Raw genomic sequence first — 25,945 nt, 5'->3', positions numbered from 1 at the left:
ATCATCTGAAAATCACAGGTTATAATTTCATCACTTGGATCTATGCGAGGCTTGAAACGAGAAATCATAGTACTCGTTTGAAATATGTATTCGAAGCTTATAATTTGGAACTATCTGCGGGTCGTGTCTGTCAAGATAAATCTCAAATGATCCCATAGTATCAGGGGGCATAGAAGAAATATTAATAGGTATTCGATATTTAAATGGCAGCTTATCATTTCTATTAGGATTATAAACTAATTCGTAGGGAGGTGCTATTCCTATATATGGCCGAGAATCAGGATGATCAGCAAAAAGATAAATGTGCGTGATCTTTGGGATTTCCTGTAATGAATTGTTATGCAACTGGAAGTTAAGCCCATTACCTGAATAGATTATGATAGGAATAGGCTTGGAGAGACAATCTTCTGGAATCTCGGTGAATTCACAACCTTTTATATCCATCACAGATGCCGAAACTAAAATTCGTTTCGAATTATTCTCTTTCCCTTTTCTTTTAGATTCATTAATTGCCCAATTTAACCTTGGGTTTAACTCGCTACGTAAACTCTGGATTTTGCTGCCACCATTACCGTAAATAATGTGTTGCTTATGCTTCAGGTCAAATGGAATATCATCAGCTTTTTGAGTTAACAGCAATACTATTTTTCCTAAGGCATGTGCATAACCCACTTCATAAAACACATTTGGGTTTCGACCTGTCATATCCGCAACTATTACATCGGCTTTACTTATTTGATTGAATATTCTCTCAAGAATCCCTTCAGTGAAAATTTGTTCATCAACTCGCTCGGCATACGCACCGACTTCTTTTGCAGCTTCTTTAATACCAAGTTTGTAAATATCATCAAAATCTTCGTTGAAAGGCATTAGAACAAAAACAAATGGTTTAGGAGCAGTGGACAAAGTTTCTTCATTCATTCAAACCAAATAAAAAAAGTTACATAAAGAAATATAACATTTTTGGTTTTTATCTAACTCGCAAGCTGTTTTGTAACAAATTTGCTTCATTATTGGCGTACTAGAATCAAAAACCCTATCCGAAAAGTCAATAACTGGCATGTTGCAAAATTACCTTGACTCAGTATATTTCGGATAGGCTCTTTAGTGAACGAATATTCTAACTGAACTATCTGGCACAAACATTCAGATTAATCTAATCCTCCCTGTGAGCAGTTCCTGCATCATTCCTTGCTTGATCTGGCGGGCCTTGGCAAGTTTTTCTTCCAGCGCAGTAATTTCTGAATCCATGTCAGAAAGAATAGTGGCAATGGAATTCTTTTCCTCATCAGATTGTGGAAAAAGCACAGTAAAAGATGCCATGTCCTTGTTTGTAATTTGATTAATGGTTGCACCCATTATCTCATTGATTTGACGTTGAATAATTTCAGACTGAAATTGATAAAATACATACTTAGGATATTTTGAGCGGTAGATGGACATAAATGCACCAAATGCATCTCCGGCGGCGCGTTCATCAATCAAAGCACATTTCCCGATTAACTGACGACTACCATTACGCACACAAATCAAAATATCATCTTTTTCAACAATAACTCTTTCAGGTAGAGCCATATCAACGTATACATTATCTTCAAAAACCAACTTTCCGTTTTGGATGTTTGAAGAACGTAGAACAAGCGTGCCGAAATCTCGCACGTTCGAAGGACTATAGGTGAGGCCAGTTAGACTTCGACCAACATCAGAAAGATAAACAACATCCCAGTCCTCAGGAATCACTCCTATATCTGTCTGTTTGTATCTTTTACCTTCTCCAAATCCCGGCAACCTTCTTTTCCCAGTCAGCAATTCCTGCATGGCGCCCTGTTTGATCTGGCGTTTCTTGGCGATGAGCTGCTCAAGGGATTCGATAAAGGCATCCATATCGGAGAGAGCTTTGGCGATGGCGTTTTGTTCAGCTTTGGTGGGTGGGAAGAAAATAATAATTGATGAAAGTGTCTCTCTAGTAATTCCCAATATTGAAGTTCCTTGATTCTGATTTTTTAAAAGAGATTGATTCTTATCAAGGAATCTAAATAGATACTCAGTAGTCAGGTTCTCGCTTTTTGTGTATATCCCCGTAAGATCTTGGCTGATTGCTATATCACATGGTGCAATCGCCAATTTACCCACTCCTGTTCTTGAAACTAATAAGAGATTACCTTTGTTAACGACATTTGCTGAGCTATTTTTTACAGCATTTTTGGTAATAAATCGCCTGATTTCTGAGACCTGCTGACCTATAATATCTGCACCTGTAATCCAAGGAATATCCCCATTCCAATAATCTTCATATTTAGTAGAGGGTGTACCACCATGCACAAGTTTACTAACAACCTCTCCCAAAGTTGTAATCTTCCAATCCTCTGGAATCACCCCTACCTCGGTCTGTTTATATCCCGGCGGAATATTTCCGGCGCTGCATTCCGCGCTCATTGCTGTTCCTCCTTTTCGAGTTCGGGATTCCACAGATCTGCCTGCATTCTAATCCCGTCGAATTCGACGGGGTTGATATGGAACCTGGGCAATTGGTCGGCGGATTGCTGACTGATTTCACTTTCGGTTATTTTCGGGTAGTAAGTGCAGATTTGAGAGTCCAGAGTAGATTTTAATTTATTAAGGTCCGTCTGTGGGAAAGTATCATTTTTCGCCCCAGATTCCGCAGACATTATCTGCAAAATATTGTTCCCGGCGTTCATAATTTGAACCCCATTCTCTCCAGGTGTCGGTTCACTTTTTCCTCCAGCTCAGCAACACGGCCAGTCATCTGCGGCATAGGAGTTTCATAGCGTTCGGCAAGCTCTTTCACACGCTGGGTAAGGGACTGGCTTATCCGGTCCATCTCGCCGTGGATAGCAGTATCCAGTGAAGAGAGCCATTTGTCTTCCACAACCAGCGTTTTGACATCATCCTCGGTCAGCCTGGGGTAGTAATGACAGGCTTTTGAATCAAGTAGAGACTCGGCTTCCTTAAGACGTTTTTTCAGGTCTGCTTCTTTATTGGCGAGTTTCAGCCAGTCGTTGAGGACAGCAGATTCGTCCTTTGCTTCCGTATCGCCTTTTACATCCTTCAGGCGTGCAGCGACATTGGCCTTATTAACCTTATCAAGTTCGGAGAATGCGCCTTCTTCGCCGCCCTGTTCCTCTTCCAGCTCTGTCATGCTGGCAGTGATGCTTTCCAGCTCAGAAGCGAGTTTATCGATAGCTTCCTGCTCTTTGGCGAAGTAACAAGCCACTATGAGATACTTTGGCACAAGGTCGCAGGTCCAACCCTTGTCTTTCTCTCTTCCCTTCTTGTCTTTCTCAATAATGCGAGAAGTCTCAGCCTTCCATCCCTCGTCAGCTATGAGATAGCAATCATCCTGCATCGTTTCCTCCCAGTAATCCATCAGGTGTTGATAAATATCGTACTTATCAATGAGAGGCTTATCTTCATAGTGAGCAAGCAGGTCTTCTGCCAGCGTGGCTATAATTTCCTTTGGATGACAGCCTGCCTGCAACTGCCGGAGCATAGCAGAACTTTTAGTGCGCCAGGCAGCGAAATGCGCATTCATACCGGCTGTGAAAGCAACAAACTCTGGATGCTCGTAGATTGTAGATTTGATATCTGCCTTATCCACAGCAAGATCCAGATATCCAGGTCGATTTTCTTTGAACAGGGCCTGCCGAAGCTGTGGACAGACATCCCAGTACCGCTGGAGAGCATCCACATCAGCAGAAGGAATGCCTCCATGCAGATGTCCCTCAATATCCTGCAAGTCCTCAGCCTGCTGGCTGTCGATATAGCGCGGAAGGTTGAGGTTGAACTCATTCTTCTCGATCTCTTCAAAACTGACCATCCGCGAATATTTCGGGACCTCAGCCTTCTTATTGAAAACATCCACAATCTTGCGGATATCCTGAGCTCGGAGACGGTTCTTGGGACCATCCTTCGTGAAACCCGCACTGGCATCGATCATAAAGATACCTTTGCGGTTTTGAGCGTCCTCTTTGTCGATAACAACAATACAGGCAGGGATGCCGGTGCCGTAGAAAAGGTTGGCTGGAAGACCGATAATTCCCTTAATGTAACCCCTGCGTATGAGGGAACGGCGGATATCGGCCTCGGAATTACCACGGAATAACACGCCGTGCGGCAGGATGCAGGCCCCTTTTCCTGTGATCTTGAGCGAACGAACGATATGCAACAGATAAGCGTAATCTCCCTGCTTGGAAGGCGGAACCCCAAAAGGCTTGAAACGCTCGTAGGGGTCTTTCATTGGATCAAGGCCAGTGCTCCAGCGTTTGTCACTGAAAGGCGGATTGGCAACAACGTAATCAAAAGTCTTGAGTGTCTCACCATCCTTGAACCTGGGATTTGTCAGGGTGTTGCCCTGCACAATAAGTGCCTCAGGATTCTCATGCAGGATCATGTTCATGCGAGCAAGACCGGATGTAGCTGCGTCTTTTTCTTGACCGTAAAGGGTTATTTTGGTTCTTGCTTCATCTGCGACCTTCAAAAGCAACGAACCTGAACCACATGTAGGATCATAGGCCGTGGTCGAACTTGTCGTATTGGCCTGTCGGATACCGAGTATCTTTGCTATAACCCTGCTGACTTCAGCCGGAGTGTAGAATTGTCCTTTACTTTTGCCGCTTTCCGTTGCGAAGTGACGCATCAGATATTCATAAGCGTCGCCTAAGATATCGTCACCGTCTGCGCGGTTCTTCGAAAAATCAAGGGCAGGATTCTCAAAAATGGAAATGAGATTGGTAAGCCTGTCCACCTGTTCCTTACCGCTGCCGAGCTTGGTAGCGTCGTTGAAGTCCGGCATATCAGACAACTTGTTTTCATTGACCAGTGGACCAATTATTTTCTTGTTGATCTGATCGCCGATATCTGGTTTGCCTTTGAGTGCGACCATGTCCTTGAAACTTGCACCTTCAGGGATGGTGATAGGGGCAAAAGGCACACCGGCGTATTTATCGCTGACATATTTGATAAATAACAGAACGAGTACATAGTCCTTGTACTGGCTGGCATCCATTCCGCCACGCAGTTCGTCACAACTGGACCAGAGAGAAGAGTAAAGTTCAGATTTTTTAAGAGCCATGTTACGCAAACCTTGAATTATTCAATTATTACCTGGAATCGTATTCGTTTGATTGGATCGTTAAATGTAAACATGCAGGAATTGTACTAGCTTAATTATGTATGGTTGTTATCGAGGATCAAGAGCTTTTCCCTTTTTGCCGGTATTGGCGAACATATAAAATGTTATATGAGAAGTCTGTTCTCTGCATCTAAATGCTATATGAAGTCTGTTCTCTGTATCTAAATGCTATGAGAAGTCTGTTCTCTGTAGCTTGCTTGGAGTTTCACAATAAGAATTTTATTGAGACCTTAATAGCACCGTTTTAAAATGATTTAATGAAATATGTTCAATTACAGTTTTAACTTTTTTCGTTTCATTTTAAGGCTCCACTCTTAAGCGAGTCACCCCTTGAAAGCTGAAACAATAAATATTCATACCGGTGACTGAGCCACCGACAAACACAGATTATATGCAGAGAAAAAACGGAAAAAAAATCAAAAAACAAAACTGCAAGAGTTTTCCCCGCAACACACAGAGCAAAGTGTATGCGACTCTTGCGTAAAATTACCTATTATAGTTACTTTAAAAGGGCTTCAGAAATATTTGCCTACGTTTTCTATTGCTTTTACAATCAGGGAAACGCACGCGTCAATATCTGCCGTATCCAGGACTTCAACAGGTGAATGGATGTATCGAGTGGCTATGCTGACTGTACCTGTAGGAATACCTTCTTTTGTAAGGTGTATTGAGGTCGCATCGGTTGTGCCTCCCGAACCAACGCCGAGCTGGTAAGGGATCTCATTTTCAGTGGCAGTTTCCTTAAGCCACTTAATAATCTGCGGGTGAGCTATAAGGCCTCTTCCGGACGCATCGGCTAATGTAATTACAGGGCCTTTCCCGATTTCCAGGCAAGAATCGGTTTTAGTAATGCCCGGGTGGTCACCGGGAATAGTTGTATCAAGGGCAAGCGCAAGGTTCGGATAAACCCCAAAGGCAGAGGTTCTTGCACCTTTTAACCCCACCTCTTCCTGGACAGTACCTACGGCATAGACATTTGCTCCGATTTTATGTTTGGAAAGCCGTTTCATAACCTCAATAAGGATAACGATGCCTGCACGGTTGTCAAGGGCCTTTGAGGTTATCTTTCCGTTTGCCAGAGGCACAAAGTCCCGGTCAATAGAAACTGCCGTGCCTATCTCAATTCCAAGGTTCTCAGCATCTTCCCTGTCTTTTGCTCCGATATCGATGAACATATCGTCCAGCTTCACGGGTTTTTTCCTGTCCTCCTCTTTCATTACGTGAGGCGGCTTGGACCCGATAACTCCGGGAATTGAACCTTTTTTGCCGTGAAGTACAACTCTCTGGTTAAGAAGGGTCTGGTCAAACCATCCCCCGATCCCGACAAACCTGAGGAAGCCATTATCGTCAATATACCTGACCATAAGCCCGATTTCGTCCATATGGGCAGCCAGCATTATGGAAGGGCCTTCTCCTTTTTTGAGGGCTATAAGGTTTCCCATACAGTCTCTGCGCATGGTATCGACATAGGGTTCAAGTTCCTTTTCAAGGAGCTCTCGGATATCATCCTCAAAGCCTGAGATCCCGTGTGCATTGGTGAATTTTTCAAGCAGAGATTTAATCTCTCTAAGGTTTCCGCCTTTTTCCATCTTTGAATATCTCCTGAATATCAATAAATTTAAAGTTCAAATTGATCTTAATGAGACCAATCATAATTTAATAAGGTTAATTATAATTATCCCCTTATTATTCCCCTTTATTATATGGTTTTTTTACAACAACACTTTGATAAATGGTTTTTTATGGTCTCTTTTTGATAAACGGTTCTTTTATAATTATTCCTTCTCAAGCAATTTTCTCTTTAGACCATTGAGTTGGAGATTAACCAGCTCATTTATACTTCAGATATCCTTCAGATAACCTTCAGATCATTTTATACTTCAGATATCCTTCAGATCATTTATACTCAGATATCCTTCAGATCATTTTATACTTCAGATAACCTTCAGATATTCTTCAGATCATTTATACTTCAGATCAATAAATATTATACTGTTTGATATTTAGGATTAATCTGTTATTTGAGTTTCTGGCAGGAGGGCTCCAGATTAATTTCAATGGCGAAGGGAAACTTTTCGAAAGCTGTAACAGAAACATTAAAATCCCTTTAGGTTTATTGAGGACTCAGGTGAAAATCATATGACCGCAGAATTACCTCCTCAAGTTCAGAATCAGATAGCACAGCTTCAGCAGATACAGCAGCAGATACAGGCTCTGGCTATGCAAAAATCACAGATTGAAGCTATGCAAAAAGAGTCCAAGATGGCTCTGGACGAATTAGATAGACTTACTGACGATGCAGTAGTCTACCGCAATGTAGGGGAGTTAGTAATAAAAACGAGCAAGGAAGAGTCCATTACAAAATTGAAAGACAGAGAAGAAACACTCTCACTCAGGCTTCAGTCCATTTCCAGGCAGGAAGAAAGGCTCACATCTCGCTTTAAACAGCTTCAAGAGCAGATTCAGCAGGCTTTAGGCGCCAGAGCACAATAATTTTATTTTTCATTCCAGCATAAAGGAATATTAAATAAATTATAGCTTTGCCAAAACTCATAAAATAAGCCATGCCGAAATCTCGAAATTCTTGAATCCAGGGAGATCAATGCCTATAAAAACGATAGCCAGAGTGGACAATGGAAGTTAATGAAGCGGAGTTTTTCAACCGACTCCTCGACTATCGAAATATTTTATATTTGTGTCACCGGAATGCAGATCCGGATGCGGTTAGCAGTGCTTTTGCTCTTTCCGAAGCTATCGGAGGCACTGTCGGACTTGTGGACGGCTGCAACCGTGTAGCTGCTGTGCTTATCGAGAGACTTGGCATTGAGGTTGTTGATATACCTAATCCGGCTGATTACGGTTTTGTCGTTGTGGTTGATACCTCCACAAAAGCACAATTAAATGACCTGGAACTTACCAGGTATTGCGTTATCGATCATCATACAACTACTGCTCTTACAGAAAATGCCGAATTCTACCTGCACAGGAACAGTACCTCTACCGTAGAAATAGTTTACAATATCTTAAAAGCAATGGGAGCACCTATTAACCGGCGCGTGGGAATCGGGATGCTCACAGGAATCGTAACGGATACCGGGCATTTTAAACATGCATCGGCAGATACGTTCCGGGTAGTATCCAAAATTATAGAGGATAGCGGCGTTGAGTATGGGGAAGTGCTGGATCTTATGGCTGCTACCCCACAGGATATTTCAATGCGTATAGCTATCCTGAAAGCCGCAAGCCGCATCGAGCTCGATAGAGTACAGGATATGTTGATAGCATCTTCCCATGTCAGCTCTTTCGGAGGTTCTGCATCTTCCATGCTCATTAATATCGGTGCAGATGTCGCTTTTGTTGGCACGGCCAAAGGTGAAAGCGTCAGGATAAGTGCAAGGGCAAAGCGTGACGCCGTAAGTGCCGGGGTCAACCTTGGCCAGCTAATGGAAGATATAAGTAACGAGTACAACGGTACAGGCGGCGGACATTCCGGAGCTGCCGGAATCGATGTGATCGGTGATATGAAAGAAGTGCTGGATAAATGCAGGGAAAGAACAAAGAAGATTCTTGAAGCTTCTCTTGGAGGAACATCAAAAGAGATCTCTTTTAAGGATGATATCGAAGAGTTTGAAAATGAGTGATTTCTTAAAGTAAAACAAAGTTTTATTTTTCAGAATATAACCAAAATAGGTTCATTTTTTAGAATATAACCAAAATAGGTTCATTTTTTAGAATATAACCAAAATAGGTTCGTTTTTCAGAATATAACCAAAATAGGTTCATTTTTCAGAATATAACCAAAATAGGTTCATTTTTCAGAATATACTTCAAAAATCCCTTAATTCGTAGTATAATTAAAATCTTATTTTGTTTCATATGACCAGAGTTCGATAACTGATCTGGTAATTTCATCGGGTAGTTGCATCGGGGAATTACATCGGATAGTTGCATCGGGTAATTGCATCTGGTAAAACTTTTAGTTTTACTTATAAAATCTTTTTTCGTCCTAACAGCTTATTTATATGAGAATCTAGCTTAAACTTCATATTACTCCAGCTAATCTTCATATTATATTTGCCGGAAGTATATATCCTTTGAAAATAATAAACTCGAAAATAATAAACTCCGTAGTAAGAAAGCAATCGGAGTAAAAAAGCAATTACAGAGAACTGAAACATGACCTTAAAGCGGCATGAAATGAGATATGCAGGAAAAAAGCTAGAATCTATTGGGCCTGATATCGAGAGCCCAGAATATAAGATATACAGAGTGTGAAAAAATGCCAGAATACTGGGATCCTGAGATAGAGACAATGCCTGTAGTGGATTTGAATAAGCTGCAGGAAGAAAAGTTGAAGCAACTTGTACATTATGTGTATGAAAACTCTCCTTTTTATAGAAAAAAGTTTGATGAACACGGAGTTAAGCCGGAAGACATCAAAACTCTTGAAGATATAAGGAAGTTACCTTTTACAGTTAAACAGGATCTCAGAGATACCTATCCAACTGGTATGTTTTGCGTCCCGAACTCAAAACTCGCCCGTTTCCATGCTTCTTCAGGTACAACAGGCAAACCAATAGTCGTAGGATATACCCAGAATGACATTGATGAGTGGGCAGAGTCCCTTGCACGAGGATTTACTTCTGTTGGAATGGGAAAAAATGATATCCTTCAGGTAAGTTACGGGTACGGGCTTTTTACAGGTGGGCTTGGTGCTCATTACGGGAGCGAAAAACTGGGCGCAACCGTACTTCCTACAAGCTCCGGAAACACCGAGCGCCAGCTTGAGCTTATGAGAGACCTTGACGTCACTGCTATAGCCTGCACGCCTTCTTACTTCCTTTATATGATTGAGACTGCAAGGAAAGAAGGCATTAGTATCAGGGACGATACTAAATTAAAAATGGGATTTTTCGGGGCCGAGCCCTGGTCCGAAGAACTCAAAAAACGTATAGAAGACGAATCAGGGATTAAAGCTATTGATATTTACGGGACGTCGGAAATGAGCGGTCCTCTCTTTACCGAATGCTCGGAACAGTGCGGAATTCATATCTGGGCAGACAAGTTCCTTGTTGAGATTATTAATCCCGAAACAGGTGAGCCTGTTCCTGATGGCGAGATTGGGGAACTCGTAATCACTACCCTTAATAAAAAAGCTCTTCCTTTAATCCGTTACAGAGTACGGGACCTTACCCGAAAGCTTTCGGAGCCCTGTGCGTGCGGAAGAACCCATCCAAGGATTACACGCATCAGTGGGCGTTCGGATGATATGATTATCGTGCGCGGAATCAATGTGTTCCCAGGACAGGTAGAATCGGTCCTTATGAAGATTCCTGAAGTAGGAAACCATTTCATGATCATTGTAGACAGGATTGGACCCCTTGACTCCATGAAAGTCCAGATCGAAATGCATGAGTCTGCCTTTAGCGATAAAATGTCAGACATGATGGCACTTAAAAAGAAGATTTCGAGCGCACTTAAAAGCGTACTGAATCTTGCAGTCGAGGTGGAACTGGTGGAGCACGGCTCTCTGCCCCGTTCTGAAGGAAAATCAAAGAAAGTTATCGACAAGCGAAAGATTTGAAAGCTTCAAAGAGCGAAAACAAAACCTGCAAATATTACTATCCTGCAGGTTTCACTTTTATGGGGACAATCTCTCGAGTTTCTTTTACCATGCTGAGCCAGACGTAAAGTAAAGTTATCAGATATAATATAAAATAGCCAGTGCAGAATAAAACAACCAGTGCAGAAAAGATTTAGATTATATACAAGAACAATATCAGTAAATAACACTCTAAATAGGACTCTGAATAGGGCGATTTACTGCTGAATTGATTATAACTGGTTATAAGCTTAAAAACTGTATGTAAGCTTAAAGTATACATAGAGACTATATTATATTTGATATGGAGATGTTACTTGACATCGAGACTTATATTATACTCTGGTAAGAAGACTATAAAAAGAAGTAAGAGAGAATATGAATAAACAGTATAAGGACAAAGAACAAGCAATATAAGGACATGGGTGCTGGAATGGATGACAAAATTATAAAGCAGATTTCCCTTTTTGCGGAAAATAAACCTGGCAGACTTGCAAACGTCGCAAATAAACTGAAAAGCGCCGGCATAAATATCAGGGCATTTACCATTGCCGAGTCTGGAGACTTCGGAATAATTCGCATGGTTGTGGACAGGTCCGACTATGCTCACAGCATACTCCATGATGCAGGATTTACCGTTTCCGAAACCAACGTTCTGGGAATCGAAATGGATGATGTCCCTGGCAGCATGTCCCGTATTGCAGAAGTGTTCGGAAAAGTCAAGATCAACATTGACTATGCATATGCCTTTGTCACCAGGGATCAGAAAGCCCTTTTAATAGTCAGGGTCAACGACATTGAAAAGGCAATTCAAACACTTGAAGAAGAAGGCATCAAGCTCATAAGCATGAAGGAACTTGAAAAGATCTGATTTTAACGAAAAAACGGACTTTCACAAAAAAAGCGTTTTTAGAGAAAAACGAAATTATCCAGAATCTGGAGTATTTGTGTTCCTGGGATTCTGGAGATCTTCTTTTTACAGCTTCTGGCTTCAGGACAAAACCTTGATAAGAAGGTTTATAGTCTGAACCACTTCTTTGAGATTCTGACCAGATAAATAGATATACGTGATAAATATAAAAACGATAAATAAGAAAAGGAAAAAGGTGCCAGGGAAACAGGTTACCGATTTGACTACAATGACTGAAAATAAAATTAAATTACAGGAAAATGCACAAAGCTCCTCAAAAAATAAGCTTGGTGGAGCTCATACGACAATTATTGGGGGAAGGGCTGGTAAAAAACTTGTAAAGCTTGTGAGCCAGCACCCTGAAGTAAAAAAGGTAATCCCAACCGTAATTTCCGTAAAAGGCATTGCTGGAGGCAGCCTCACTGGAAAAGTACTGCGTGCGGATGCGAGAGGGAACTTGAGGCTATTGCTCTCTGAAGGCAGAAGTTTTCAGGAAATAAGACTGGTAACAACAGTTGGGACCGCTGAAGAGGGAGATAGAATTATGAATGAACTGAATGAAATCTTGAAAACTGCCCTCTGAGGCGTTAAAGGAGAGACAGGTAATTGGCTTTTATAGGGATTGATCATGGCACCACTGCAATGCGTTTTGCTCTCATAGAAGGGGAAAATACCCATACCTTTGAGCTTGAGAGGGCTGAGGCAGCAGCCATGTCCGAAAATGAGATTTTGACCTCGCTTGAGGAGCATTTTGGAATTCAGCGTGAGACAATCGACCTTATTGCACTGACGTACTCGATGGGAGACGGTTTTTCCACAATAAAGGATGTTAGAAACCTTAAAGGAAGAGGGCTCAAGAGTATTGAAGGGGCGGGAAAAAAGACAGGAGGGGGCACAAGAGTTTTTGATGCCATTCGGAACTCCGGAATCCCGGCAATAGCAATCCCTGGCCTTCATACGGAGAGCAAAGTAGATTCCAGAATGAAGGTATTTTCCCACCTTACAAGTCCCGAAAAACTGGGAATTGCTTACCATATCCTGTGCCTTGGTTATAATAACTTCGTGGTTTCCGATATAAGTTCAAACACTGTTACTCTTGCCGTTGTCGATGGGAAGGTAATTGGGGCAATCGATGCTTGCATATTTGCCCCGGGTGTTCATCACGGGCCCCTTGACCTGCAAGCTATCAGGGACGTGGATTACGGGCACTGTACAGCCAACCAGGCTTTTATGGAAGCCGGAGCTCTGAAAATGACTCCATATAAAGATAGGGAAGAACTCTTCCTTGCAGCCGAAAAAGAAGAAAGTCCTGCCCTCCTGGCCCTTGATACTATTTCGCTGTTTGCAGCCATGGAAATTGCGTCAATGCAGCTTCTTCTTAAGGACTATGGAACAATCGGAGAGGTTTTTCTTGCAGGGTCCGTAGGCGAATTCGAATATGTGCAGAAAAAAATCCGTGCACATCTGGGGCAAGAATGTCAGTGCCTTGGAAAGTGGCATGCTGCAATAGGCTGTGCCGAGATCGCACGGGATGTTTTTGCAGGAGAGAAAGAAATCCTTGGCGTAGAGGTTAACTACTCTTAAAAAAGTGAGAAAGGAATATCAAAAAAGGACAGGCATAAATCAGGTCTTTTCTATGGATTCTTCATACATACTGTCCTGATATTCCGATGTATCAATTTTTCCTTCACCTGGTCCTATTCCATCGGACTCATCATAACTGCTCATTCTGTCTTTCTTCATAAGAATAACATAGTCCGCCGAATTCTTTAGTGCTGTGGAAAAACCGGGCTCGACTCCAAAAATAATAGTTTCTTTGCCGTGCTCATTTGCTTTGTTCAAAAGCGGCTTGAAGTCCGCATCCCTTGTAACGATTGCAAGAGTATCAATGTTAGGATTATATACTAGCTCCATGCCCTCTACCGCGAGGCGCACATCAACATCGCTCGAACAAATTATAGGTTCAAGTCCATGATTTTCGATAGCTTCCACGAGCTTGTCAGAGGCGTACTGGTTAAGGAAAACGCGCCCAATTTTGATATTTCCATAATCTTTCAGGACGTCCCTTATCTCCTCAAGATTTACATCAAATTCTTTTCTGAGAATATTGGGACCATCCACTAAAAGCCCTATTTTCCGCCTGCCAACTTCTTTTTTCGAGCGGAGGTATTTTGATATTGAGTCGATTCCGCTTTTTACAGGTTTCATTATCAATGTCCTCTGTGATCTTACAGTTCACGGAACCTGTACCTTATTTGTTTGCGCCATATGACAATACAGCACTAACTCTGGGGGAAGCTACACTACCAGCAGCCCTCCAATCTGCCGGTACAGAGTTTATGCTTCCGCGATCAGTATTTGAGGTTTAAAGTTCCGAATTTCTAAGATTTATATCTTGATACCACAATTTTGCATTCAATCCGATGATACCTTATATCTGCTTTTCTGTAGTAAAACATTTGCATATTAAGGCAATCAACGTTTGCAACTCTATCCTTCTATGAACGATTGGATTGAAAAACCTGAGAATCTTCCTGCGAACAGGAAGGAAGAAACTCCGGCAAAACAAAAATCCTGATCTATAATATGTAGATCTATAACATCGTAAATCTATAACATCGTAGATCTGTAACATCGTAGATCTATAACATTGTAGATCTATAAAATCGTAGATCTATAAAATCGTAGATCTATAAAACGTAGTAATTTTATTTATAAATTGTCGGAAAAGGGTCCCTTTTTTACTTCTCGAATAACGTATGGAGATTCTTTGAGTTCAAAGATGTTTTCCGCTCTTCTTCCTTTTTTACGCCTGAGGTACTGGATTTCTCCAAGCCTTTCCAGAAAAGCCTCATAAACTTCCATAAACTGCTCAAACTCCGGGTCAGTAAGTTCTATCATTCCTTCTCTGCCCGCAAGCCAGTCATAGACATGGAGCAGATTAATTTCCCTCACCCTTTTCAGGTTTTCATTATCGGGTTTTTTTTCAAAGTATAGGGTCTTTTTAAAATCCGGAGACCATGCTGCAAATAGTCTCCTGAAATTTAAAACCAGGATAGGAATTTTCTCTCCTGGATCGGGTTTTGGATAGTAGTATGTGCCCTCCAGAAGGTCATTTCCTTCCAGAGTCACCACCTGCCGATATATCCCGGTCTTAAATTTTCCTCGATTTTCTTTATGCGGAAGCCCATATAAAGACCGACAAAGAGACCGCTAAGGTGAGCTGTATGGGCTATCATGTCAGATGAGTTTACCATCAGAAAATCAAACAGAGCAAAAAGCACCAGGGCATGTTTTAGCTTCATCGGGACAAAGTAGACATAAACACGAATATCAGGCTCAAGTATTGTAAGGGCTGCAAAGACCCCGTAGATTGCTCCGCTTGCGCCAACCATTGGACCAGGCGAGATATTGAATATTGGCTGGCTTAAAAACGTATACCCTATTGCCGATAGAACTCCGGCTGTGAAGAAAATTGCCAGAAGCTGTCTGTTCCCTATCCGCCGCTCAAGTGCAGTTCCGAAGAAGTACAGGACGAGCATATTGAATAAAAGATGGAATAAACCATTGTGCAGAAACATGTATGTAACAAGCGTCCAGGGCCTTGTTACAAGATAACTGGGGTCAAAATAAAAAATACTATAATAAACATCACCTATGCCCGGAATCATTTCCAGGAAGAATGAAAGCGTGCACAGGGCAATGATTACCATTGAAGGGCTTGCGAAAACAGAATCTTTACTTGCCACCTGTTCCGCCTCCAGGGGTGTAAGCTGCATTAAGGTCAAACATATTTCCAATTACTCTCCGGTTTATATTCTAATTATTCTCCGGTTTATATTCTATATTCCCCGGTTTATATTCTAATCAATCTAAGGTTTATATTCTAATCAATCTAAGGTTTATATTCTAATCATTCTCCGGTTTGTATTCTAATTATCTCAGGTTTATATTCTGATCATTCTCCGATTTGTACTCTAATTATCTCCGGTTTATATTCTAATTATTTTCATTTAATCTCATCACAGCCTTAAACTTGAAGCAATTATAGAATTTGAGGCGATTAGAGTATCATTAGAGTATTTAGAGTATCGAGTATTTAGTATCTAGAGTATTATTAGAGTATTTCACCTGTATCTCAGATAAAGAATCTCAGCTTAGAATGATATCGGCAATATCGTTTTCATTGACCTAGTAATTGATATTTTAGTATCCTCTTCAAATCGTATGGGTAAAAGTAAATTTCATGTATTTGCTGAAAATTTAAGAATTTAACCAGGTCAGAAAAACAATACCAAGAGATGTATTAACTCTACAACTAGATGATAAAATTGTTGTGTATTTCTCAAGTTGGAAAGTTCTCCATTGAATTTGAAGAGGGATACATATTTTATATCATTTATGTGTAAACCAGTAAATTTCCGGATACTATGGCTTAGACATTCACCTTATTTAAAATTCCGTTTTTCAGAGGTCTATTAACTAAGGAATGATAAAAATCTGACTTCATCTTTTGAGTCTGGGAGTTGACCTATAATTTCTCCAAATAATCATTTTCGGCAACAAAAACCTTTGATATTATATTTGAATCATTCTTAAGCCAATTTACCCTCGTCCAAACTTTTGATGAAATAAATCGGAGGCTAAAGCTCGTGGGAAACTCAAAATCAATTCCTTAAAAGTTGTTCTCATTCTGTTCAAGAATAACCTGTTCAAGAGTAGCTTATTAGAGAATGAATTTATGTTATATTTTATCTGATTATATAATATTTTAATGAAAAAATAAACAGATTAATATTTTAATATAGATATTATATTTACATGTTGCCTGTGAAAATACAAAAATAGTTTACGGCGTTTACTGTGTAAAGCAGTATGGCAATGCTAAGCCTATAAATATTTTTCGATTTAATTATTCAACAAACATTTATAAAATTGAAAACATTTATTCATTTTTATATCTCCCGTAAGGATAAGTTTTGGCTAAGGATTATTACCTCATTTGATAACAAATATTTACATAATCACTTGTTGTAAATACGAGGAAAAAGTATAATTGTTAACAAGTAATAGCACAAAGAGATAAAACACCAGGGTTATAATGGTTTTTTCTAAAAAACCCATGTCTAAAGACACTAACTTCTTTTTTGCATACATAGTTAAAATAAACTCACAAAGTCAACTGATTTTGAACATTCCCACTTTACCCATCTCGAAATGCGTGTTACAAATTAGAAAATATTATATAGATTTGGTACGTTAAGACATTTAATTAGTGTTTATTATCCATCGGTAGCGACCTCTGCTTATCATTTAGGTCTCAATCGTTGGCAAAAACGGTTTTTTTGAGATAAAGGGCGTAAAAATGGATTTGAAGAGCGGTTAAGCCCTAAAAACGACTTTTATGTGGAAATATTTCCTCTAAAAACGACTTTAGCTGGAAAAACGCTGGTGAAATATTTGCTATTTGAAAAAAAGTAGCTAATAGCATTTTACCAGAAGCGCATTTACTTACACGGTTGTAACTTTAAGCAGACGGCAAGGAGTGTTTGAGAATTACAAATATGCCGAAAAATTAGAAATTGCAATCGTCTTGGTGAAGTCGACTTTATACAAATTTAGGAGGTAAAGCTCAAATGAGCAAACTAACTACCGGGAGTTTTTCTATCGAAGATCTGGAATCCGTTCAGATCACTATTAACAATATTGTAGGGGCAGCAAAGGAGGTTGCCAAAGAGGCAAAAGAAGCAGAAGAAGAACTTGGCCCGATGGGTCCGACCCCCTTCCCCTCAATCGGCACATTAAGAAGCTGGAGTTTTACACTGTTCGACCGTTATGAGCCTGTATATACTCCAATGTGTGACCAGTGTTGCTACTGTACCTTTGGACCGTGTAACCTGGAAGGAAACAAGAGAGGTGCTTGCGGTCTTGACATGAAAGGTCAGGCTGCAAGAGAGTTCTTCCTGCGCTGTCTGACAGGTTGTGCATGTCACAGTGCCCACGGCCGCCACCTGCTCAATCACATTGTTGACCTCTTCGGGGGAGATATGCCGATTAACATGGGCGCTTCGAATGTTATTGCCCCCAATATTCAGCTTGTCACAGGTCGGCAGCCGAAGACCCTCGGCGAACTCAAACCAATAATGGAATATGTTGAAGAAGAGGTAGGCCAGTTACTTGCAACTGTACACGCAGGACAGGAAGCAGCAGCAATTGACTATGATAACAAGGCAATGTTTGCTGGAGTTCTTGACCACGTAGGTATGGAAGTTTCCGATATTGCCCAGGTTACTGCACTCGGTTTCCCGAAATCCGATCCTGAGGCTCCTCTTGTTGAAGTAGGTATGGGAACAATTGATGCTTCCAAGCCAGTCATCATTGCCATTGGGCACAACGTTGCCGGTGTCACCTACATCATGGACTACATGGAAGACAATGGTCTGACTGACAAGATGGAAATCGGAGGTCTCTGCTGTACTGCATTCGACATGACCAGATACAAGAGAGAAGACCGGAAAGCCCCATATGCAAAGATCGTCGGTACCATCTCAAAGGAACTGAAGATCGTACGCTCCGGAATTCCGGATGTAGTTGTTCTCGATGAACAGTGCGTAAGGGCAGACCTTGTAGAAGAAGGAAAGAAACTCAAGATCCCAATTATTGCATCCAATGAAAAGATCATGTATGGCCTGGAAGACAGGACCAATGATGATGTAGATGCAATCGTAGAAGACCTGGTATCTGGCAAGATCCCTGGCTGTGTGATGCTGGACTACGAGAAACTAGGAGAACTTGTACCCAAAGTTGCTCTGAAGATGGCCCCAATCCGCGAAGCTGAAGGACTCTCAGCAATCCCCACAGACGAAGAGATGAAAGTTCTCGTTTCCAAGTGTGTAGAATGCGGAGAATGTGCACTGGCATGCCCAGAAGAACTGGCAATCCCTGCAGCAATTGCAGTGGCTAAGGGAGAAGACTACTCTGCCCTGGAAGAGCTGCATGACCTTTGTGTAGGCTGCCGCAGGTGCGAGCAGGTCTGTAATAAGGAAATCCCAATCCTGAGTCTGATCGAGAAGGCTGCCCAGAAGGCTATTGCCGAAGAGAAAGGCTTTGTAAGAGCAGGAAGAGGTCAGGTAAGCGATCCAGAAATCAGAGCAGAAGGTCTGAATCTGGTTATGGGTACTACCCCGGGTGTTATTGCAATTATCGGATGTTCCAACTTCCCTGCAGGCACCAAGGACGTATACAACATCGCAGAAGAATTCCTTAACAGGAACTACATCGTTGCAGTTTCCGGATGTTCTGCAATGGACATCGGTATGTACAAGGATGCTGACGGAAAGACTCTCTACGAGAGGTTCCCGGGCAGATTCGAGAGAGGTAACATCTTCAACACCGGATCCTGTGTTTCGAACGCTCACATTTCGGCTACATGTCATAAGGTCGCTGCAATCTTTGCAGGTCGAAACCTTTCAGGCAACCTCGCCGAGATTGCAGACTATTCACTCAACCGTATCGGTGCAGTAGGACTTGCATGGGGTGCATACTCTCAGAAGGCAGCAGCTATCGGTACTGGATGTAACATGTATGGTATTCCTGCAGTACTCGGTCCCCACAGCGGTAAGTACAGGAGAGCTTTGATCGCAAAGACCTACGATGACAGCAAATGGAAACTTTACGACAGCAGAAACGGTTCCGAAATGGCAATTCCACCATCTCCAGAGTTCCTCATTACCACTGCAGAAACCTGGCAGGAAGCCTGTGTAATGCTGGCAAAGAACTGTATCCGTGTATCCGACAATAACATGGGCAGGTCCATTAAGTTGACCCACTGGCTGGAAATCAGCGAGAAGTATCTTGGTGTGCTACCTGATGACTGGTGGAAATTTGTCAGGAATGAAGCTGATCTCCCACTTGCCAAGCGTGAAATGCTTATGAAGATGCTTGAATCCGAACACGGATGGGAGATTGACTGGAAGAAGAAGAAGATCATTTCCGGTCCGGCAATTAAGTTCGATGTCTCTTCACAGCCGACTAACCTTAAGAGACTTTGCAAGGAGGCCTGAAGATGGTTGACACTACTAAGAATACTAAACTGTTTACCACCTACGGTGTAAAGACCTCAAAAGCTATAAGCACAGAAATAGCCGCCAAGCTTATTTCAAAGGCTAAGAGGCCACTTTTTGTAGTTGGAACCGGAGTTCTCGACCCCGAGGTTCTGGACCGTGCAGTGAAGATCTCAAAAGCAAAAAACATCCCGATTGCAGCAACCGGTAGCTCAATGATTGGTTTTGTGGACAAGGGTGTCAATGCCAAGTACATCAACCTGCACGCGCTTGGCTTCTATCTGACAGATCCTAACTGGCCAGGACTTGATGGCAATGGTAACTATGACACAATCATACTCCTGGGCCACAAGAAGTACTACATCAACCAGGTATTGTCAGCAACTAAAAATTTCAGTGATGTAAAAGCAATTTCGATAGACAAGAGCTACATCCAGAATGCAACGATGTCCTTTGGAAACCTTAGCAAAGCAGATCACATCGCAGCACTGGATGAGGTAATTGACCTTTTATAAGTTTAATTTAGGAGGCGAAATATAATGGCAGAATTCCCATTTGAGATTTCCCCAATGTTTGAAGGAGAAAGAGTAAGAAAGGAAGGAATGTTTGTTGAACTAGGTGGCCCAAAGTCCCTGGGTCTGGAACTTGTCCGTGCAAAACCCATGGACGAGATCGAAGATGACAAAGTTACGATTATCGGTCCTGATCTCAAGGAAATGGAAGARGGTAAAACCTAYCCCTGGGCAATGRTCTTCAACATCGGTGGAGAACTCATAGAGGCTGACCTTGAATCTGTWATCGAGAGGCGTATCCACGATTTCATCAACTACTGCCAGGGCATTATGCACCTGAACCAGAGATATGATGTCTGGATGAGAATCTCCAAGGACACAGCTGCAAAGATGGACTCCCTYGATTCTTTCGGAAAAGCTGTCATGATGCTCTTCAAGACCGAGCTTCCCTTTATTGAGAAGATGCAGGTGACCTTCTACACCGACCAGGCTGAAGTTGAGAASAAGCTGGWAGAAGCAAAGGAAATTTTCAAGACAAGAGATGCCAGGACAAAGAACCTCCATGACGAAGATGTTGACGTCTTCTATGGATGTACCCTCTGTCAGGCTTTTGCTCCAACCAACGTCTGTGTAGTTTCCCCYGACAGAGTCTCTCTTTGTGGTGCAATCAACTGGTTCGAYGGCCGTGCAGCAGCAAAAGTAGACCCAGAAGGCCCTCAGTTTGCAATCGAKAAGGGTGAACTCCTCGATTCCAAYACMGGTGAATACTCCGGTGTCAATGAYATTGCTGTAAAGCTTTCAAGTGGYGAATTTARCAAGATTAAACTCCACTCCTTCTTCGACTCCCCACACACCTCMTGTGGCTGCTTTGAAGTAGTMGGATTCTACATCCCTGAGGTTGACGGTATTGGCTGGGTTAGCAGAGAATACCAGGGAATGGCCCCTAACGGCCTTGGTTTCTCCTCTATGGCAGGTCAGACAGGCGGTGGAAAGCAGATCGTAGGTTTCCTCGGTATCGGTGTCGCCTACTTCTATTCCCCCAAGTTCATCCAGGCTGATGGTGGCTGGAACAGAGTTGTCTGGCTCCCATCCATGCTCAAGGAAAAGATTGCMGAMACYATTCCAGAAGACATCAAAGATAAGATCGCAACTGAGAACGATGCAACTGACATTGATTCCTTGAAGGCTTTCCTGCAGGAGAAGAACCACCCGGTCGTTGCTAGCTGGGCAGCTGCGGAAGAAGAGGAAGAAGAAGAGGAAGAGGAAGAAGCCGAGGAAGTAGCTGTTGCAGCCGCTCCAATGATGATGCCTGCAGCCGGTTTCCAGATGCCTGCAATGGCTTCAATGCCAATGATGCCTGCTGGTAAGGCTGGTGGAATTAAGATCACTTTCAAGAATGCAAAGATCTCCATTGACAAAATGATCATCAGCGAGAAGAAGGACTAAACGTAGTTGGGTGACTAAGTAATCGCCTAAGACGAAAAACAATCCAATGGGGTATTCTGTGACAAAAGTAATTGCAATAACGGGAAAAGGTGGGACTGGTAAAACAGCGGTAGCGGCTCTTCTGATCCGCTCCCTTTCCAAAAAAGGTCAGTTTCTACTGGCAGTTGATGCAGATGCAGACACTAACCTGCCTGAGACTCTTGGCTGTGAGGACGTAAAAACAATCGGGGATGCAAAGGAGTATTTACAGGCTGAGATCACAAAACCAAGGCCTGACAATCCCGATATGAATAAAGAGTCCGTACTTAAAAGCAAGGTTTATGAGATCATCGAAGAAATGCCTGGCTATGACCTCCTGGTCATGGGCCGGCCCGAAGGTTCAGGMTGYTACTGTTATGTAAACAACCTTCTCCGTGGCATCATGGAYAAGCTGATCATGAATTATGATGTAGTTATCATTGATGCAGAGGCCGGGCTTGAACATTTCAGCAGGAAGATTATACGGGACATAGATGACCTTATTGTCGTAACAGACGCWTCTCGAAGGGGTTTTCGGACTGCTGAGAGAATTCATGAACTTGTGGRTGAACTGGACTCAAACATTGGTAGAATTCACGTTATTGCAAACAAGGTTACAGATGCTAACCGCGACAAGCTTGTCAAACTGGCAGAGGACCTGAAACTTAACATGATAGGTATGATTCCACTCGACCCTAAAATCGAGGAAATGGATATAAAAGGCATACCKCTCTTCGAAATTTCGGACGACTCAATTGCTGCAGTAGAAATCGAAAATATTGTGAAAAAACTGGGATTCTAATCCCGGTTTCCTTTTGAACTGTAATATTGCAGAAAAACGTGCCGGAAATAAGATACAAATCCTTTTGCCCGTTTTAATAGCTTAAAACAATATTCAAAATCATGTGAAATATGGGGCAGAGTTTACTTCAACTTCAATTTTTCTTTCCATATCAGGGAAGAATCTGGAAGTAAAATCTGTATTATTTCTTTATTTATACAGTCACTCATCAAAACGGAAAACTTACGGAAAAGGTGAGGTTTACATGGCAAAGAAAGTTAAGTTATCAGAAATGACAGACATGTTCAAGGATATGGACATACTCTCCCTTGAAGGTGTAACTATAGAAGGGGACATTGAGCTTGAACTCAGTGGACTCGGAGGTGGCTTTGACCCGATGCTTGCTGCTCTCCTCGGACAGGAGAATGCAGTACTTGCACAGCACTTTGCAAGACTTGCTGGCATGTTTGGTGTCCCTGTAGGCATTGGTGCCCCTGCGGCTGGTGCCCCTGCTGCCCCTGCKATTTCCCCTGCTCTGGCAGCTCCTAAGTTTAAGGATCTCATTCCTGCCAAATTCAGTTTTGAAAACTTTGCAGAATGGGCAACCCCTATTCAGGAAGTCCCAATAGGTAACACCTCTGCAGATGGTGGAAGCCGTGGAAAGAGAGTGTTGGTTGGTGGCGAAAAAGCCCTTCCATTCTTCCCTGACGCCGTAATGCCCAACAGGAACCAGGTTACCATTGACGTATTCGATATGAGAATCGGTCTKGCAAAAGCTGTCAAGGARAACTACGATGAGGTCATGGACAGCCCAGGAGAATGGGCAAAGAAGAACGTTGAAAAGTTCAACGCAGACATGATCACAATCCACCTGATTTCAACCGACCCACTGGTTAAAGACACACCTGCCAAGGAAGCAGCAAAGACTGTGGAAGAAGTACTTCAGGCTGTTGATGTCCCAATCGCAATTGGCGGTTCCGGGAACCCACAGAAAGACCCTGAAGTACTTGCAAGAGCTGCAGAAGTTGCAGAAGGAGAGCGCTGCCTGATTGCATCTGCAAGCCTGAACCTTGACTATGCAAAGATTGCAGAGGCKGCATTAAAGTACGACCACGATGTCCTTTCMTGGACTCAGCTGGATATGAACTCCCAGAAGGAACTTAACAGGAAGCTCATGAAGCAGTGCAACGTCCCAAGAGACAGGATCATCATGGACCCAACCACTGCAGCACTCGGCTATGGTCTCGACTACGCTTACACCAACATGGAGCGTATCCGCCTTGCAGCCCTTATGGGTGACGAAGAACTGACCTTCCCAATGTCATCCGGTACCACCAATGCATGGGGTGCCCGTGAGTCCTGGATGGTTAGCTCACCACTKAAGGAAGACTCGGATTGGGGCCCCAGAGAATACAGAGGACCAATCTGGGAAATCGTTACAGGTCTCTCTCTTGCTATTGCAGGAAACGACCTCTTCATGATGATGCAYCCAACCTCGGTTGCTGTCCTGAAGCACATTACCCAGACTTTATTTGGTTCAATTGAGGCAGAGCCTATTGACCTTGCTAACTGGATTGGATCGGGGGTGTAAAACATGAAAATAAACAGCCCATTAGAAGCTTACAAATACCTTCCTCAGACCAACTGTGGAGAATGTGGTGAGCCTACCTGTATGGCATTTGCCTCCAAGCTGATCGACAGATCCGGGAAGACAACAGACTGCCCACCCCTCGTAAAGGAGAAGAAGTTTGCAAAGAAACTCGCAGAGCTTGACAAGCTCCTTGCCCCGGAAATTCGTGAAGTTGCAATAGGTGTAGGCGACAGAGTAGCCAAGATTGGTGGCGACGATGTGCTTTACCGTCACAAGCTGACCTTCTTCAACAAGACAAAGATGTTCTTCGATGTKACTGATACAATGGAGGAAGCTGCCCTTGTTGAAAGAGTTAAGAAAATTACKGACTACAAAAAGTTCTACGTCGGACGCAACCTGCTCCTTGACGGKGTAGCAATAAGAGCTGCATCCAATGACCCTGCAAAGTTTGCAGCAGCTGTCAAGAAARTTATAGAAAACACAGAATTGCCAGTGATTCTCTGTTCCTTTAACCCTGCAGTCCTGAAGGCAGGACTTGAGGTTGCAAAGGACAAGAACCCTCTGCTTTATGCTGCAAACAAAGACAATTGGAAGGAAGTAGGAGAACTGGYCCTTGAATATAAGGTGCCTGTCGTAGTCTCAGCTTTCAATGACCTTGATACCCTTAAGAGCCTCGCAAAAACCTTTGCAGAAGCAGGTATCAAGGACATTGTTCTCGACCCAGGAACCTACCCAAGTGGCAAAGGCCTGAAAGACACCTTTACCAACTTCCTGAAGATTAGGAGAGCAGGYATTATGGGCGATACCGAGATCGCATATCCAATCATGGCTATGCCGCTTACTGCCTGGATGTCTGGAATTTCGGACCCTGTCAGTGCCTCCTACTGGGAAACAGTTCTTTCCTCGGTCTTTACCATCAGGTACGGAGACATTATGCTTCTCCACAGCATGGAACCATACGCCACCATGCCCGAAGTGCACCTGGCAGAGACAATTTACACCGACCCGAGGTCTCCTGTCGCTGTGGACTCGAAGATGTACAAGGTAGGAACTCCAGACGAGAAYTCCCCAGTTCTCTTCACAACAAACTTTGCTCTTACCTACTACACAGTAGAGAGCGATCTTGCCTCAAACGGCATCAACTGCTGGCTGCTTGCAGTTAACACAGACGGTATCGGTGTGGAAGCATCTGTTGCCGGTGGGCAGCTGACCGCTGAYAAAGTGAAGGAAGCTTTTGAGAAGTCAGGATTTGACCTCAAGAAAGATGTTACYCACAACACKGTAATTACTCCGGGTCTTGCTGCCCGTCTACAGGGTGACATTGAGGACAAACTCGGTGCAAAGGTTCTTGTGGGACCAATGGACTCAGGAAGGCTACCTGGATTTATGGAAAAGAACTGGCCTCCAAAATAATCAGGAAATAAATTTGAATATTAATATTCCGTGCCGAAAGGACACGGAAATTTCTTTTTTTGATATGGAATGTCGTTTATTGAAACTTTTACAAAACACAGATGTCGACTTTCTTATTGAAATTTTTACAAAACACAGATGTCGACTTTCCAGATAGGTTCTGAATTGAAGAAAAAATGACATAAAAAGTAAAATGTAGAAGAAAGATAACAGAAAAAATAGTAAGAATGCAAACAGGAAAAAATAGTAGATGCAAACAGGAAAAATAGTAGATGCAAACAGGAAAAATAGTAGAATACAAATTGCGACTCAGTCCCAAAATCTAGTGATAAAAGTAAGTGTAACATCACTACACAAAATTATAATTCTATAATTATGTAATGATGTTACGGCAAAAACAATGGTAACTATAAACCTTACTCTTAATAACTTTTCGGAGCTCCCTGCTCTCTTAGAC

Annotated in this window: 20 protein-coding genes; 12 read left to right on the top strand and 8 right to left on the bottom strand. The window is 42.5% G+C overall.

Going from position 1 to position 25,945, the window contains the following annotated elements:
- Positions 1–30: 30 nt before the first annotated feature.
- The 5 genes from FXW07_RS06985 to FXW07_RS06965 form a co-directional block, all read right to left on the bottom strand.
- Positions 31–921, bottom strand: a complete 891-nt coding sequence (locus FXW07_RS06985; RefSeq protein ID WP_229394823.1) for a nucleoside 2-deoxyribosyltransferase — start codon at positions 919–921, stop codon at positions 31–33.
- Between the two features lie 225 nt (positions 922–1,146).
- Positions 1,147–2,436: a restriction endonuclease subunit S gene (locus FXW07_RS06980; protein WP_229394822.1), complete on the bottom strand. Its 1,290-nt coding sequence runs from the start codon at positions 2,434–2,436 to the stop codon at positions 1,147–1,149.
- The gene (locus tag FXW07_RS06975; protein ID WP_229394821.1) at positions 2,433–2,699 is read right to left on the bottom strand and encodes a hypothetical protein; all 267 of its coding nucleotides are present in this window, start codon (positions 2,697–2,699) and stop codon (positions 2,433–2,435) included. The genes FXW07_RS06980 and FXW07_RS06975 overlap by 4 nt, the downstream gene beginning before the upstream one ends.
- A complete protein-coding gene (locus FXW07_RS06970; protein WP_229394820.1) occupies positions 2,696–5,092 on the bottom strand; it encodes a type I restriction-modification system subunit M in 2,397 nt (798 codons plus the stop codon). Before FXW07_RS06970 ends, FXW07_RS06975 begins: the two co-directional genes overlap by 4 nt.
- 575 nt (positions 5,093–5,667) lie before the next feature.
- Positions 5,668–6,741: a M42 family metallopeptidase gene (locus FXW07_RS06965; protein ID WP_229394819.1), complete on the bottom strand. Its 1,074-nt coding sequence runs from the start codon at positions 6,739–6,741 to the stop codon at positions 5,668–5,670.
- Between the two features lie 550 nt (positions 6,742–7,291).
- Between FXW07_RS06965 and FXW07_RS06960 the strand changes: the two genes are divergently transcribed.
- From FXW07_RS06960 to FXW07_RS06935, 6 genes are all read left to right on the top strand, one after another.
- Positions 7,292–7,645 carry a prefoldin subunit beta gene (locus tag FXW07_RS06960; protein WP_048118960.1) on the top strand — a complete coding sequence of 118 codons (354 nt, stop codon included), beginning with the start codon at positions 7,292–7,294 and terminating at the stop codon, positions 7,643–7,645.
- A gap of 140 nt (positions 7,646–7,785) precedes the next feature.
- Positions 7,786–8,793, top strand: a complete 1,008-nt coding sequence (locus FXW07_RS06955; protein ID WP_229394818.1) for a bifunctional oligoribonuclease/PAP phosphatase NrnA — start codon at positions 7,786–7,788, stop codon at positions 8,791–8,793.
- A gap of 638 nt (positions 8,794–9,431) precedes the next feature.
- Positions 9,432–10,736, top strand: coding sequence for a phenylacetate--CoA ligase (locus tag FXW07_RS06950; protein ID WP_229394817.1), 1,305 nt, complete (start codon positions 9,432–9,434; stop codon positions 10,734–10,736).
- Positions 10,737–11,187: 451 nt separating this feature from the next.
- Positions 11,188–11,625: an ACT domain-containing protein gene (locus FXW07_RS06945; RefSeq protein WP_048123724.1), complete on the top strand. Its 438-nt coding sequence runs from the start codon at positions 11,188–11,190 to the stop codon at positions 11,623–11,625.
- Positions 11,626–11,893: 268 nt separating this feature from the next.
- Positions 11,894–12,247, top strand: coding sequence for a DUF2103 domain-containing protein (locus FXW07_RS06940; RefSeq protein ID WP_048123723.1), 354 nt, complete (start codon positions 11,894–11,896; stop codon positions 12,245–12,247).
- 23 nt (positions 12,248–12,270) lie between these two features.
- Positions 12,271–13,248, top strand: a complete 978-nt coding sequence (locus tag FXW07_RS06935; RefSeq protein WP_229394816.1) for a methanogenesis marker 12 protein — start codon at positions 12,271–12,273, stop codon at positions 13,246–13,248.
- Positions 13,249–13,287: 39 nt separating this feature from the next.
- On the opposite strand, the gene FXW07_RS06930 is transcribed toward FXW07_RS06935, so the two are convergent.
- From FXW07_RS06930 to FXW07_RS06920, 3 genes are all read right to left on the bottom strand, one after another.
- Positions 13,288–13,872, bottom strand: coding sequence for a TIGR00288 family NYN domain-containing protein (locus FXW07_RS06930; RefSeq protein WP_048118952.1), 585 nt, complete (start codon positions 13,870–13,872; stop codon positions 13,288–13,290).
- A gap of 504 nt (positions 13,873–14,376) precedes the next feature.
- Positions 14,377–14,799, bottom strand: coding sequence for a hypothetical protein (locus FXW07_RS06925; protein ID WP_229394815.1), 423 nt, complete (start codon positions 14,797–14,799; stop codon positions 14,377–14,379).
- On the bottom strand, positions 14,793–15,413 hold the full coding sequence (locus FXW07_RS06920) for a rhomboid family intramembrane serine protease (RefSeq protein ID WP_229394814.1): 621 nt from the start codon (positions 15,411–15,413) through the stop codon (positions 14,793–14,795). The genes FXW07_RS06925 and FXW07_RS06920 overlap by 7 nt, the downstream gene beginning before the upstream one ends.
- A 1,887-nt stretch (positions 15,414–17,300) precedes the next feature.
- On the opposite strand from FXW07_RS06920, the gene cdhA reads away from it, so the two are divergent.
- From cdhA to acsC, 6 genes are all read left to right on the top strand, one after another.
- Complete coding sequence (gene cdhA, locus FXW07_RS06915; protein WP_229394813.1) at positions 17,301–19,727, top strand: CO dehydrogenase/acetyl-CoA synthase complex subunit alpha; 2,427 nt, start codon at positions 17,301–17,303, stop codon at positions 19,725–19,727.
- Between the two features lie 2 nt (positions 19,728–19,729).
- Positions 19,730–20,242, top strand: a complete 513-nt coding sequence (gene cdhB, locus FXW07_RS06910; protein WP_048154118.1) for a CO dehydrogenase/acetyl-CoA synthase complex subunit epsilon — start codon at positions 19,730–19,732, stop codon at positions 20,240–20,242.
- A 24-nt stretch (positions 20,243–20,266) separates the two neighbouring features.
- Positions 20,267–21,685 carry a CO dehydrogenase/CO-methylating acetyl-CoA synthase complex subunit beta gene (gene cdhC, locus FXW07_RS06905; protein ID WP_229394812.1) on the top strand — a complete coding sequence of 473 codons (1,419 nt, stop codon included), beginning with the start codon at positions 20,267–20,269 and terminating at the stop codon, positions 21,683–21,685.
- Between the two features lie 58 nt (positions 21,686–21,743).
- Entirely contained in the window at positions 21,744–22,505 is a 762-nt protein-coding gene (locus tag FXW07_RS06900) for an AAA family ATPase (protein ID WP_229394811.1), read from the top strand.
- 244 nt (positions 22,506–22,749) lie between these two features.
- Positions 22,750–24,075 (top strand): CO dehydrogenase/acetyl-CoA synthase subunit delta, encoded by a 1,326-nt coding sequence (gene cdhD, locus FXW07_RS06895; protein WP_229394810.1) that lies wholly within the window; start codon positions 22,750–22,752, stop codon positions 24,073–24,075.
- A gap of 3 nt (positions 24,076–24,078) precedes the next feature.
- A complete protein-coding gene (gene acsC, locus FXW07_RS06890) occupies positions 24,079–25,488 on the top strand; it encodes an acetyl-CoA decarbonylase/synthase complex subunit gamma (protein WP_229394809.1) in 1,410 nt (469 codons plus the stop codon).
- Positions 25,489–25,945: the final 457 nt, after the last annotated feature.

Origin of the sequence: Methanosarcina sp. DH1 (assembly GCF_020804205.1) — an archaeon.
GTDB lineage: Archaea > Halobacteriota > Methanosarcinia > Methanosarcinales > Methanosarcinaceae > Methanosarcina > Methanosarcina vacuolata.
This window is presented reverse-complemented; position numbering and strand designations above follow the sequence as displayed.

Coding starts and splice junctions, on each gene's coding strand:
- FXW07_RS06985 (WP_229394823.1), bottom strand. CDS start 921: ATGAATGAAGAAACTTTGTCCACTGCTCCTAAACCATTTGTTTTTGTT.
- FXW07_RS06980 (WP_229394822.1), bottom strand. CDS start 2,436: ATGAGCGCGGAATGCAGCGCCGGAAATATTCCGCCGGGATATAAACAG.
- FXW07_RS06975 (WP_229394821.1), bottom strand. CDS start 2,699: ATGAACGCCGGGAACAATATTTTGCAGATAATGTCTGCGGAATCTGGG.
- FXW07_RS06970 (WP_229394820.1), bottom strand. CDS start 5,092: ATGGCTCTTAAAAAATCTGAACTTTACTCTTCTCTCTGGTCCAGTTGT.
- FXW07_RS06965 (WP_229394819.1), bottom strand. CDS start 6,741: ATGGAAAAAGGCGGAAACCTTAGAGAGATTAAATCTCTGCTTGAAAAA.
- FXW07_RS06960 (WP_048118960.1), top strand. CDS start 7,292: ATGACCGCAGAATTACCTCCTCAAGTTCAGAATCAGATAGCACAGCTT.
- FXW07_RS06955 (WP_229394818.1), top strand. CDS start 7,786: ATGGAAGTTAATGAAGCGGAGTTTTTCAACCGACTCCTCGACTATCGA.
- FXW07_RS06950 (WP_229394817.1), top strand. CDS start 9,432: ATGCCAGAATACTGGGATCCTGAGATAGAGACAATGCCTGTAGTGGAT.
- FXW07_RS06945 (WP_048123724.1), top strand. CDS start 11,188: ATGGATGACAAAATTATAAAGCAGATTTCCCTTTTTGCGGAAAATAAA.
- FXW07_RS06940 (WP_048123723.1), top strand. CDS start 11,894: ATGACTGAAAATAAAATTAAATTACAGGAAAATGCACAAAGCTCCTCA.
- FXW07_RS06930 (WP_048118952.1), bottom strand. CDS start 13,872: ATGAAACCTGTAAAAAGCGGAATCGACTCAATATCAAAATACCTCCGC.
- cdhA (WP_229394813.1), top strand. CDS start 17,301: ATGAGCAAACTAACTACCGGGAGTTTTTCTATCGAAGATCTGGAATCC.
- cdhB (WP_048154118.1), top strand. CDS start 19,730: ATGGTTGACACTACTAAGAATACTAAACTGTTTACCACCTACGGTGTA.